This is a genomic window from Chryseobacterium turcicum (assembly GCF_021010565.1).
GTDB lineage: Bacteria > Bacteroidota > Bacteroidia > Flavobacteriales > Weeksellaceae > Chryseobacterium > Chryseobacterium turcicum.
On sequence record NZ_JAJNAY010000001.1, the window covers coordinates 1,237,622 to 1,251,484 of the forward strand.

Sequence of the window (13,863 nt, forward strand, 5' to 3'; positions counted from 1 at the left end):
TATTTTTTCAATTTGTGTAAATAATATGAGCGAATTTATTATTTTTAATAGTAATCACCCAAATACAATTGTCAATTTTTAAATTTATTTGAAATAAGATAGTAATAATACAAAAAAAGCAGTGAAATTTATTTCACTGCTTTAAATTTTACATCCAAGATTTAGACATTAAAAAAAGGATAAAAAAAGAGGCTGCCTTTTCTCAAAAGACAGCCTCAAAACAAATTATTCCCTCTTCATTAATCCACAATACTACTACTACTGTATTATTCTCTGTTTTTTACCAAAATCCAATCGGCATACATTACGGCAACCTGAGTTTCTGGCTCTATCCATTTTATTTCGTACCAATATGTTCCGGTGCTTATAGGAGTTCCTCCAATTTTCCCGTCCCATTTGTAAGTTTTATCTATATCAGAAGAATACATCATATGACCATATCTGTTGAAGATTGAAATTTTTAAATCTTTAAGATATGCTAATGCTGAATAATCTAAATTGTCATTTCTACCGTCTCCGTTGGGCGTAATTGCATTCACAAGGTTAGGTACTGTAATCTGAGCCTGAACAGAAGCACAACCATTAATATCTTTCACATAAAATATATTTTTACCTCGAGGTAAATTTGTGAATACATTAGAGTCTTGCCAGAAAAACCCATCTCTAGAATATTGATAAGGAGAGTTTCCACCCTCAGCAATTATGGTTGCTGTATTATTACTAATATTTATTTTTTTAATTTTTGGAATAGGAAAAGGATGTACTTTCACAAACTGTTTCGTTTTACAGCCGTCAAATTCTAAGATTACCCAATAATCTCCTACCAGTACATTTTGTATGGTCTGCGTGGTTGCACCTGTGCTCCATAAATAAGAATTATATCCTGGTCCTGCATCTAATGTGGTGCTACCTTCAGGGCAAATTATTTGGTCAACCAAAACAGAAGACGGTTTTGGAGGGATAACTTTCAGGACTATTTTAGCAAAATCAAAACATCCATTGACTGTTGTTATTTTAACATACACTATGGCATTAGGAGAAACAAATGCATTCGAAGGGATGATTTCATTGATACCATTCTGCGCATCATTCAATGTATGATAATAATTTTTTGTTACAGGAATAGTGGTGGTAACATTGGCTAAGGCTAAATTAAAAGTTCCCGTATTAGGATTGTTTTCATTAAAACATTCGGTAAGAGCCCCTTCAAGTATATTTATTCTTGGGTAATAAGTCAGCGTAATTTTCGCATTGGCTATACATCCGTCTACGGTCGTTACTTTTACATAAACGGTAGTCGGTGCTGTTGTTGAATAAGCATTTGCAGGAATAATCTCTGCAGTATTTGCATTTAAATCTGCCAGGGTAGGGTAGTAATTTTGAGTAGCTGTTGCGGGTGCACCTACATTAGCCGTTGTTAAATCAAAAATACCAGATGCATTGATGTTACAAGCACTTATGGTAGTATCTGTAAGCACTAAAGGCGCTACTGTTACATTTACTTTTACCTGCTCACAATCTGTAAAATCGGGATTGTTTCCGCAAAATTTATAAGTGAAAGTATCTGTAGTGGTTCCGGCATTGGCTGTATAAGTTAATACTCCAGTAGTGGTATTGACTGTTAACGTTCCATTTGCCGGTGGCGTAATAATCTGAACTGTATTGGGTACCGGAATTTGCAACGAGTTTGTAAATGCAGGAGTAATCGTGGTAGGAGTACCTGCTGCACAAATATTTAATGGTTTTACTGTATTGGCTAAACAGCTATACACTTTAAAAGGATATGTTGTAAGCGGCACACAAGTTCCCTCGGTGATAGATACAGTATAGTTTCCGGGCTGGGTTGGTGTATAGGTATTTAAATTGGCTCCAGGAATTGGGTTTCCGTTAAGGTTCCATTGGTATTGCGCAAAACCACCTTGTACTTCCAATACAATCCCAGGAATACAGTCTCCTGAAGTTTTTTTAATTACCGGGACCGAATTAAATCCTGCAAAATATCCTCCGTATCCTAAGTTACCACTTCCGCCGATAATACCCGCCGTTACTGCTTTAGTAGAAGTTACGGTAACATTTCCGGAAATATTAGGAATAGAATAAGATACCCAATCTGTGGTTCCTGTTACAGGGAAAGGGCCTTGTGCCGGTGTGGTAGGAATTCCACTCACGAGCACTGTGGCTCCTGTCTGTGTCAAAATATTCAGCTTTACAAAAAGAGGCGGGTTGAAAGTTGTATAATAAGGCATTTCACCTATTTTTCCTATTTCGTCAATAATTTTAGGTAAAAAGCAGTTTAAAGGCGGTATATAATTAAATCCTTCTGTTGCATCGTTATCCTGAGTTCCTGATAACAGCTGGTATACATATACATTTTTACTTGACTTGATGTACATATTGAGATGAGATGGCCCATTAACCATATAGTTCATCGCACTTACGCGGTAGTACTGACCTTCGTTCAATATCGCTACAGGAATAGGATTATTATTAAGTTTAATCTCTGTATTGTTTTCGGTAGCTACAATCATAGCACCTTCAATCTCAGGAAGTAGATTTCCCATGCCTTTAATAAGCACAAATTCGTTTCCTAATCGTTCTACAGGTACCGACTGATCCATAATAATATCTTCCCCATTATAAGGCGGGGTAAGACCAAACTGACCATGAAAGTTTCCGTTGGTAACAGATACTGGTTTTGTAGCTTCTATTTTAGCTCCGATGAAGCCATCTTTGTTTCCTGGTCTGTTGGCATATCCCGCAAATATATATGACTGCCCTTTATTCAGGGTAATCGTAATAGAAGGGTGAGTAAGCCCATTAAAGTTATTGTAAAACCATGTCATCATTGCATACCCTGAAACTTTTACCTGCGTATTGTCTTCTGTAGCCAAAATACCAACCGTAAAGTTTTGGCTAATTTGGTTGTTCATCAACGGGGCATAAACGGCATGAAACTTTGTTCCTATTCCTGCTTTTCCTTTGGAAGTTAAAATTTCTCCATGGTTAATTTCAGAAAATCGATAAGTTGCAAAATAAGGCAGGTCACCATGAAGGTAGAGCCCTCTGGTTTTTACACTCATGGCATCAGATGCATTTTGTCCCACCATTACATTTAAAGGAACATCAAAAGACTGTGGACTTCCTTTGCTGATGGTTACTGTACCAATTGCAATATTATTATTGTAAATCGTGACAGGAAATGGCACTGTACTATCTGTTGATAAATATAATGCGTGCTTTGGAGATCCATTAATGGAACTCGCTGCCATTGGTGCAAACCAATGATCTGTATCTCTTTGTGCCCAAATAGAAATCGAGAAGAAAAACAGCATCACTATTAATAGTATTCTTTTCATAAATTATAAGGTAAATTAAATTTAAACCGATGAACAGCTGTTTTCAGAAAATAGCTCCTTTCGGTAATATTGCTTATTAAAAAAGTTTTAGTATCAAATATTAATTGGCATTTTTCAATAAAATCCAGCCGTTGTATTTGATTATCGTGTTTTCAGGGTTAGATTCTTTCCAAGAGATTTCATACCAATAAGTTCCGGTAAGCATTTTTTTGTTGCTAAATTTTCCGTCCCATGTATAGTTGTTGAAAGCAGTTCCTTTAAATACCTGATTTCCGTATCGGTCGTATACCGAGAATGACAAGTCTTTTTTGTAACCTAGCTCTGCGTAAGAAATAATATCGTTTTTATGATCTCCGTTTGGAGTAATTGCATTAATCCTGTTGATGATGGTCATTTCTACACTTACAGGGTCACAATTGAATGCATCTTTCACATAAAATCTATTTTGCCCGTTAGAAAGTCCCAAAAACACATTAGAAGCTTGCCATTTTACATTGTCTTTTGAATATAAATAAGGGGGCTTTCCACCAATTGCGGTAACGGTGGCTGTGTTATTTTGAAGGTCAATGTTTTTAATAACAGGTTCCGGTGCTGCTTTTATCTCAACTTCATAAGTGTTGAAACAACCATTATATTTTAAAGTAACCGAATATTTTCCAACTCCTACATTAGATATAGATTGTGTAGTTTCTCCAGTGCTCCATTCGTAAGATTCGAAACCAGAGCCTGCATCCAGCGTTATTCTTTCATCAACACAGATTACCTTATCAGTAAGGAGCGTAGGAATTTTTGTAGACGTTACCACTTCAAAAATAGGAGTGGTTGCGGGAGGACAAGTTCCACCTACTGATACGGTAGCGGTATAACTTCCTGCCTTTGTTGGTGAATAAGTATTTGTTGTTGCTCCCGGAATAGGATTTCCATTAAAATTCCATTGATAAGAAACGTAGCTGTCGTCTACTTCTAAAATCATTCCGGGAATACAGTTTCCATTCTTTTTGGATATCACCGGAATAGAAGAAAAACCTGCAAAATAACCACCATAACCTACATTTCCGTCTCCTGCAGCAATTCCTGCAGTCACAGCTTTGGTAGATTGTACGGTAATATTTCCTGTAACATTGGGTACAGAGTAAGATTCCCAATTAAGGTTTCCGGTAATAGGGAATGGCCCTTGTGCTGCGGTTAAAGGTGTTCCGTTAACAGATACTGTAGCTCCTTTTTCGGTAATAATATTCAGTTTAACCGCTGGAGTGATAGGCATGTAATAGGGTAGTGTGTTAATAAGACCTATTTCATCAATTTTTTTAGGAAGAAAACAGCTTAATGGGGGAATGTAATTGGCTCCAATGGTTATTTCTACAAAAGAAACTTGAGTGCCCGCCATCAGTTGGTATACATAGATTTTTTTAGTAGAACGGATTCTCATATTGTAATGTCCCGTGAAGTTCTGATTGACAAATGAAGAAGACCCAATATGATAAAATTGTCCTTCATTCAAGGTTGCAATGGGAGTTACTTCATCATTTACATAGACTTGGGTATTATTTTCTGTTGCTACGATTACAGCTCCTTCTACATTTGAGCTTATCGGTGCCATTCCTTTAATTAGGGCAAACTCATCACCCAGTCGTTCTACAGGAATAGACTGGTCCATCAAAATATCTGAACCGTTGCTTGAATTTACAACCTGACCATTAAAATTACCATTGGTAACGGTTACGGGTTTATCCGATTCAATTTTTGCTCCTAAAAAGCCTGTTTGATTCCCTGGCTGATTTCCTAATCCTTCTACGATATAAGATTGCCCTTTATTTAATGTAAAAGTAAGGGTAGGATTAGTAGCTCCTGTGGTACCGTTAGAAAACTGAACTGCAGCATTGTAATTAGATATTGTTACCTTGGTATTGTCTTCTGTAGCTAAAACGCCACAAGTGAAGTTATTACTTGAAGATAAAATGGCAAGAGGTCCGTATGCTACATAAAACTTTGTCCCAACCCCTGCTTTTCCTTTGGAGGTTAAAATTTCACCATGATTCTTCGTTGAAAACCTGAACGTACAGAAAAACGGTTTATCCCCTTTTACGTACAGTCCTCGGGCTTTGACAGTAAATATCTCAGTTTGAGAATTTGTCATCATAAGGTCTGTGGCAACGTCAAAAGACTGTGGATTTCCTTTGCTGATGGTTACGGTACCAATTGCAATATTATTATTGTAAATCGTAACAGGAAAAGGAGTTGTAGAATCGGTTGATAAAAACAACGCCTGCTTATTAGACTCATTAAACCTAGACATCATTGGTGCAAACCAGTGCTCTGTATCTCTTTGTGCCCAAATAGAAATCGAGAAGAAAAACAGCATGACTATTAATAGTATTCTTTTCATAAATTATAAGGTAAATTAAATTTAAACCGATGAACAGCTGTTTCAAAAAATAGCTTCTTTCGGCAATATTGCTCGTATTAAAAAAGTTTTAGTATCAAATATTAAAGGGCGTTTTTCAATAAAATCCAGCCGTTGTATTTGATAAGCGTGTTTTCAGGATTAGATTCTTTCCAAGAGATTTCATACCAATAAGTTCCGGTAAGCATTTTTTTATTGCTAAATTTTCCGTCCCATGTATAGTTGTTGAAAGCAGTTCCTTTAAACACCTGATTTCCGTATCGGTCGTATACCGAGAATGATAAGTCTTTTTTGTACCCTAGCTCTGCGTAAGAAATAATATCATTTTTATGATCTCCGTTTGGAGTGATTGCATTAATCCTGTTGATGATGGTCATTTCTACACTTACAGGGTCACAATTGAATGCATCTTTCACATAAAATCTGTTTTGCCCGTTAGAAAGTCCCAAAAACACATTAGAAGCCTGCCATTTTACATTGTCTTTTGAATATAAATAAGGGGGCTGGCCTCCAGTTACGGTAACGGTTGCCGTATTATTTTGAAGGTCAACTTTGTTAATAACAGGTTGGGCTGGTGCTTTTATCTCAACTTCATAAGTATTGAAACAACCATTATATTTTAAAGTAACCGAATATTTCCCTATTCCTACATTAGATATAGATTGTGTAGTTTCTCCGGTACTCCATTCGTAAGATTCGAAACCAGAGCCTGCATCCAGCGTTGTTCTTTCATCAATACAGATTACCTTATCAGTAAGGAGAGTAGGAGTTTTTGTAGAGGTTACCACTTCAAAAACCGGAGTGGTTGCGGGAGGACAAGTTCCACCAACTGATACAGTTACGGTGTAGTTTCCTGTCTTTGTTGGCGAATAAGTCTTTGTTGTCGCTCCTGGAATAGGATTTCCATTAAAATTCCATTGATAAGAAACGTAGCTGTCGTCTACTTCTAAAATCATTCCGGGAATACAGTTTCCATTCTTTTTGGATATCACCGGAATAGAAGAAAAACCTGCAAAATAACCTCCGTAACCTACAGCTTCATGACTAGCTACAATCCCTGCAGTGACAGCTTTGGTAGATTGTACCGTAATATTTCCTGTAACATTGGGTACTGAGTAAGTTTGCCAATTGAGGTTTCCGGTAACAGGATAAGGCCCCTGAATTCCTGATAAAACAGTTCCGTTAACGGTTACTGTAGCTCCAGCTTCGGTAATAATATTAAGCTTTACTATAGGAGTAGCAGGATTAAGGTAAGGTAGCGTATTAATAAAGCCTATCTCATCAATTTTTTTAGGAAGAAAACAATTAATGGGAGGAATATAATTGGCCCCACCTGTGTTGTAATACGTTCCTGTGCTACCTCCTGACAAAAGCTGATAGACATAAATGTTTTTGGTAGAGCGAACTCTCATATTATAATGCCCACTGAAATTCTGACTGATATATCCTGTGGATCCAATTCTATAAAATTGTCCTTCATTTAAAGTTGCTACAGGAATCGTGTCGTCATTTAGATACACTTGTGTGTTGTTTTCAGTAGCCACTACAATAGCACCTTCCAGCTCATAAGAAAGAGGCGCCATGCCTTTCATTAAAATATATTCATCTCCCAGACGTTCAACAGGAATAGATTGGTCCATATAAATATCATTTCCTCCTCCGCCATTTCCTATTGTTGTATGTTGACCATTAAAGTTTCCGTTGGTCACACTAATGGGTTTATTAGAGATGATTTTAGTTCCTATAAAACCTGTAAGATTTCCGATTGCTGAACCTTTTCCATCGATGAGATAAGATTGTCCTTTATTCAATATAAAGGTCATCGTTGGGGTATTGGTTCCTGTAGTTCCATTGGAAAACTGAACGGAAGGACTATAGCCCGATACTATCACCTCAGTGTTATCTTCTGTAGCTAAAATTCCACAGCTGAAATTATAAGAACTATCAGCTTGTGGTAAGTTGACATGGGCAACATAAAATTTATTACCTATCCCTGCTTTTCCTTTTGATGTTAATATTTCGCCATGTTTATCAATAGAAAATCTAAAGGTGCAGAAAAAAGGTTTATCTCCTTTTAGATACAATCCTCGGGTTTTGATCGTAAATACCTCAGCCTGAGAATCTGTAATCATGAAATTTGTGGGTACGTCGAATGAGATAGGATTTCCTTTGCTGATGGTTACTGTGCCAATAGCAATATTGTTATTGTAAATCGTAACGGGAAAAGGAGTTGTAGCATCTGTTGATAAAAACAACGCCTGTCTATTCGTATTAGAAGCAAAACCTTGCTTTGTTGGTGCAAACCAATGTTCTGTATCTCTTTGCGAAAAAAGATTATTGCTTGCAAAAAGGAAAAGCAATAAACCAAACACAACCTTCTTCAATAATGAAGATTCTTTTTTTATATGATAATAAGTATTTTGGAGTATCATTAGAGAATTATATTGTAATAACAGGAATCATCGTTTGTTGAATAATCAATACAATGTATTTTTAAAATAGAGTTATTAAAATGATTCATTTTTCTGGAAAGTCATTCACGAGTAATGATGCCAAAAGATGAAAATCTTAATAATTACGATCTCCTGTAAGATTAAAATTATAATCAGTAGATTTTTTGCATAGAAATGATTTTGGGTAGGTGTTATTTTAAAAAAAAAGCTGCCATAACAGCGGCGCTACTACCACCGCATGCTATGACAGCGACAACATATTATTTTTTAACTGCTTTCACAGTTTTAGAGCTTCCATTCTTCATATTCAATTTTACCATATACACCCCTGATGTAAGGCTGTGTAATGAAATTGTTTTTTCAGATCCTTTGAATTCTTTAATCATTTTACCTGAAAGATCATAAACCACAACAGACTGCAACTGTACATCTCCTGAAATGGTAATGGTATCTGTAAACGGATTAGGATAGATCACAATGTCTTGTTTTGCTGAAATGTCGCTTACGCCCAATACTACTGTAGGAGCCCAAGAGATGTTATCCCAATAGTAAAATGCATTCCCAGAAAGTGCGAAAGTATTGCGAATAGCCAATCTTGCTCCTGCCGGAACTGTATTGGGAACCGCAACAGAATACAAACTAGTCCCAGTAGCTGGCGTATAAGAAGTATTTGTAATATTTAATTGTTCTAAAGTGATGAACGTAGCGGCATCGGCAGGGTTTGTTAAATAACCAACATCTAGTTTACCTGTACTTACTGCACAATACGCATTAAAAGATAATGAATATCCTCCCACATTTACATTGCTAAATTCTGGCAACACAGCAATTGTGTAATCACCTGTTGTAATACTTCTTTGCGAGACATGTCTCGTTCCAGACATTGAGCCATTCCCATTTGTATTGGTTCCTCCTAACCCTGCTTGCACTCTTCCCCAACAAGGTAAACTTGTAAAAGCTGCTGTGCCATAAGAATCGAAATTCTCGGATAATGTAGTAACTGGCGCACAAAGAGTTAATGCTGAAGCAACATTTGTCCATGCGCTTTGGTCTGTTGCAGTGCATCTCGATCTTACCCAGATATAATAAGTAGTAGCCGAACTAAGCCCCTGAATCGTATAAGGATTTGCTGTTATACCCGTTAAGTTGGGTACAGAAGATGAGGTAGGAGGTGTGCTGTTTGTACTGTAATAAATATCGTAGCCCATACCAGGAGCTGAAGCGGGAGCAGTCCATGCTGCATCTACTGTCGCACTGGTCATATTAGATAAAATAACATTGGTTGGGGCTAAACAAGTAGGCTTAGCTTCCCAATATACATTATCCCAATAGATATTCACGGCAGGAACTCCACCATGTCTTATGGCAAGTCTAGCATTAGCAGGTACAGTAGTTGGAATAACTACGCTGTATTCAAACCCGTCATATACAGTATTGCTGATGTTTATTGATTGAATATTCACAAATGAAGCTGCGTCTGTATCATTAGTAACATAACCGATGTCTAATACTCCTGCGGTGCTGCTTACTTTGGCTTTCAATCTCAACCAATGAGTTCCCGCGCTAACATTACTAAAGAAAGGAAGTACAGCAATTGCAGTATTAGCAGCACCATTGGCACTTTGGTACATTCCTTTAGAATTATTAACACCTGCCGAAGCATTAATGGTTTGATAACCGCTGCCTAGAATAATTCTATCCCAACAATCAGCATTGGTTATTCCAGCTGTAGCTGTTTCAAAATCTTGGAACATCGCCGTCATAGGATCGCATTTTGTTTTAAATGCTCCTCTTAGAGACCATGCGCTTTTTGCAGAGGTACCACAAACAGATCTTACATAATAGTAATATGTTGTAAATGAAGACAGTCCACTAAGTGGTGCGGAAGTCGTTGTACTTGTTCCTAACGCTGTCGTTGTATTGTCGGGTGGTGTATTGTTTGCAGAATAATAATATTCGTAACCGTCATTGGGTGCAGTAGTGGGTGCATCCCAAGAGATGGTCGCGCTATTATTGGTTATAGAGCTGCTCGTAAGTGTGCTAGGAACAAAACAAGTAGGGGTTGCCACAATTTGTAAACTAAAATCTACAAAGTTTCCATTACCATTGGGATTAGGACCACATGGGTTTGATGTGGTAGAAAGACCCGTTCCACTTTGTACTCTTATTCTATAGATACCTGGAGTCTGAGATGGTGGTACAAAAAACTGATCGTCAACCGTTGAAAAACTAGAAGTACCAATAGGGTTTTCATAGAAGTCATTAAAATCTCCATTAGAATTCCAGTCTACCCAAACCAGTGATTTGGCTCCGCTTCCTACAAATTCGAGGTGTACTTTTACGGTTCCGCCAGGATATGAGGTCACTATCTGACTTGCCGAATTGTTTACATAGGCTTGATATGAGCTCGCGTCATAATAGAAAGCTCCCTGATCAGAAAATATTGCATTTTTTAAGTAATATGTGGTGGCTGTTCCTGTAGTGGGGGTGCAATAGGTTTGTGCATCCAGCTTCATAAAAGGAAGAAGTAAGATCATCCAAAAGAGATAGTGTTTACTCATAGTATTTCTATTTTATAAGGTTAATATGTAATTACCAGGGTGCAATGATTAAGCTTTTTTTTCGCCTCTCCATTCTCTACTTTGATTATCAAAACTGTAGAGTAAGTCTAAATTTTTAGTATGCTTAAAGATTTAAACAATATTAGTGTTATATTTGCCCTTCATAAAAAAAGAGGCTTGCATAATTCATTGTATTTACAAGAATTTAAAAATTATAAAGCTGAAAATCAATTGTTTGTGAAAGTGTTGTTTCAGAGGGCAGTTAATCGAAATTGTAGTGAAAAACAAGAAAAAAAACCATTTTAACTGTAAAACAGCTCTAAGAAATAATGTGATTTTATTATTTTTAATTGCCTTGTGTCCGCTATTTATTCATGGGCAAAAAGGGCCAGATTTTAGTATTTTAACAGACAAATCTTTTCAAAAATTATATCAAAATCCAGAGGATTGTATTGCCTATTCGCAGAGTATTTTAATTAGCGATAAAAATCTTGAGCATAAAATTGTTTTAAGAAATATTCTTTCACAAGCTTATGCGATGCAAGGAAATTATGTGCAGTCGCTCACCATTTACAACCAAAAAGAAGAAGAAGAAAATATCGGAAAAGATAGCCAACTCTACTTCATTCATCTCTTCAGCGAATACAGTCTAGCCGATCAATATCAAAACCTCGGGCTTTATAATCAATCTAAAAAGATAATTTCTAATCTTTTACAAAGCCAAGATTTGCTAAAAAGCCGCGATGCCAAGGTGAGAACTACCATTGCAAAACTGTATCAGCTGCAATCTATCAACTTCGGAATTACCCGAAACTACCAAGAAGCCCTTCAAAGTCTTCATGCAAGTAATCAGTATCTTACGGGAAAGAATAAAGAAAATACCCTTTTAATCTGGGAAAACAAGATTTTCAAAGCTTCTTATCTCATCCGCCAAAATAAACTTGCGGAAGCCAAAAAACTACTCGATGAGGTAATTGATGAGGTGAATCGTAATGGAGAGTATCCTTTTATTACAGCTTTTGCTTATGAAAACCTTTCACGCTATTATTTTCAGAAAGAAGAGTACGATTCTGCCGTTAAAAGCTTGGATAAAGGTTTTTTAAAAATAGAAAGCCTGCCTTACAACAATATAAAAATTGTTTTTTACGAGCTGTACACCCGAAATTATCTGGCATTGAATAATGATGAAAAATACCATTATTACAACAATCTTTTTGCCAATTTGAAATCTAAACTTGATACCAATAAAAAGGAAGGCATACAGTACATTGTAAAATTGGTAGAAACGTATAACAAGAAAAACTTTGAGATTCAGAAACAAAATAAAATAATACAATTAAGAAATACCACAATCATTGTCCTGTTTTTTGTTCTCGGAATTGCTACCTATTTCTTTTACGAATCACGAAGAACTAAAGACCTGAAAAAACAACTCGCTTTTTTTGAAAAACAAAAAGAAAGAGATAGCTATATACAATTAAACGTCAGTAAATTAAATGAAAATATAGAAAAAGAAAAAGAGCTAAAAAATACAGAAAAAGAATCTCAAAAAGTTTCAAAAGAAAAAGAAGACGAAATTTTACAAAAACTGAAAGAATGGGAGCTTTCTGCTAATTTTTTAAGCAAAAATATGTCTATTTCTATTTTATCTGCCCAAACCGAAATCAATACAAAATATCTTTCTGAGGTTATCAACAGCAATAAAGGGAAAAATTTTAATGCCTATATTAATGAGTTGAGAATTAATCATATTGCAAGTTTATTAAAAAACGACCCTGCTTTTCTTAATTATAAAGTGAGCTATCTTGCTGAGTATTCGGGGTTTTCTTCACACGGGGCATTTACCAATGTATTCAAATCGATTACCGGGATGTCGCCCAATCATTATATTCAGGAAATTATTAAAAACAAAAGGTCATGAAACTACTTATTCGCGTTTTTTTTCTGTCCGTTTTGCTGGGAATAATTTCTGTATCGGGACAAAAAACATCTGATGATTCATTGAGCATCATCCTTAGAAAAGCCACGAAAGAGATTTACAATAATCCGGATAATGCCACCAAAATAGGGAAAGATTTGCTCCGAAAAGAGAAAGATCCTCTCAATTTGATTAGAATTTATATGCTTCTCTCTACTGCAGAAACGGCGAAAAGAAATTTTGACGAATCTTTACAGTATATCTACAAAGCAAGAGAGCTTGCCAAGAAGACCAATGATCCTAAAGTATTAACTACAGTTTTGATAACTGCCGCTGCACAGTTTCAGCAGATGGATCTTTTGAGCAAAAGTATAGAAACGCTGGATGAGGTAGACAAATATCTCGCAGAGCTTCCAGATGATCTTTCTTTGAAGTATTTTGAAATCGGTAGAAGTACACTTTTGCGAGGCATCATTTATAAAAGCCAGTCTAACCCTGAGATTGCGTTGCAGGAGTTTTTAATTGCCATTCAAAATTTTGAAAAAGTACCCGAGCAAAAAACGACCTATTATAATCAAAGTATTACTTACTATAACATAGGATATTCCTATCTTTATATCAACCAGCTAGACAAGGCACAACAAGCGCTTCAGAAATCGATTGACTTTGCTCGGCTTACCGCAGCTAAAAGTTTAGAAGCCTATGCTTTGAAAGGAATGTCTGAAGTGTCAAAGCAAAAGCATCAAAGCCAAGATGCACTAGACTTTTTGATACAAGCAGAAGCGCTCAGTAAAAATATTGGTGATCTTACCCTTAATGAAGGGATTTATAAAGAAATGGGCGACACTTATTTGGCAATGGGAAATCAAAACCTTTATCAAGTCTACAGCAAAAAGCATTTTGAAACCCGTCTCAAAAGAGAGCAAAACGAGTTGAGCTCTATCAATCATGCCCTTGATATTCATAATGTAGAGTCTCAGAAAAAAAGTGAAGACATGATTACCCGATATCATATTTTTATTTTGGCAACCCTTCTATCTGGGGCATTTATTTTTGGATTGTTTTTTTACTTTGTATTAAAAATTAGAAAACGCAATCAACGATATCATGAAGAAATTAAAAAGCTTTTAAGCTCATAAGAATTCTGGCTGCTGTTATTTTGCCTTTGTAG

At 36.2% G+C, this 13,863-nt stretch carries 7 protein-coding genes; 3 read left to right on the forward strand and 4 right to left on the reverse strand.

Annotation, left to right across the window (positions count from 1 at the left end; all coding sequences use genetic code 11):
- Positions 1–266: 266 nt before the first annotated feature.
- From LO744_RS05725 to LO744_RS05740, 4 genes are all read right to left on the reverse strand, one after another.
- Positions 267–3,356, reverse strand: a complete 3,090-nt coding sequence (locus tag LO744_RS05725) for a T9SS type B sorting domain-containing protein (RefSeq protein ID WP_230667727.1) — start codon at positions 3,354–3,356, stop codon at positions 267–269.
- Between the two features lie 100 nt (positions 3,357–3,456).
- Positions 3,457–5,742, reverse strand: coding sequence for a T9SS type B sorting domain-containing protein (locus tag LO744_RS05730; RefSeq protein ID WP_230667729.1), 2,286 nt, complete (start codon positions 5,740–5,742; stop codon positions 3,457–3,459).
- 101 nt (positions 5,743–5,843) lie between these two features.
- Positions 5,844–8,192, reverse strand: a complete 2,349-nt coding sequence (locus LO744_RS05735) for a T9SS type B sorting domain-containing protein (protein WP_230667730.1) — start codon at positions 8,190–8,192, stop codon at positions 5,844–5,846.
- A 281-nt stretch (positions 8,193–8,473) separates the two neighbouring features.
- Positions 8,474–10,774 carry a fibronectin type III domain-containing protein gene (locus LO744_RS05740; protein ID WP_230667731.1) on the reverse strand — a complete coding sequence of 767 codons (2,301 nt, stop codon included), beginning with the start codon at positions 10,772–10,774 and terminating at the stop codon, positions 8,474–8,476.
- A 120-nt stretch (positions 10,775–10,894) separates the two neighbouring features.
- Here LO744_RS05740 and LO744_RS05745 point away from each other — a divergent pair, with 120 nt between their 5' ends.
- Genes LO744_RS05745 through LO744_RS05755 form a run of 3 tightly spaced genes read left to right on the forward strand, consistent with a single transcriptional unit; the run spans position 10,895 to position 13,831 of the window.
- Positions 10,895–11,080: a hypothetical protein gene (locus tag LO744_RS05745; RefSeq protein WP_230667733.1), complete on the forward strand. Its 186-nt coding sequence runs from the start codon at positions 10,895–10,897 to the stop codon at positions 11,078–11,080.
- Positions 11,052–12,695: a helix-turn-helix domain-containing protein gene (locus LO744_RS20405; protein WP_230667735.1), complete on the forward strand. Its 1,644-nt coding sequence runs from the start codon at positions 11,052–11,054 to the stop codon at positions 12,693–12,695. Before LO744_RS05745 ends, LO744_RS20405 begins: the two co-directional genes overlap by 29 nt.
- Entirely contained in the window at positions 12,692–13,831 is a 1,140-nt protein-coding gene (locus tag LO744_RS05755; RefSeq protein WP_230667736.1) for a tetratricopeptide repeat protein, read from the forward strand. Before LO744_RS20405 ends, LO744_RS05755 begins: the two co-directional genes overlap by 4 nt.
- The last annotated feature ends 32 nt before the right edge of the window (positions 13,832–13,863 follow it).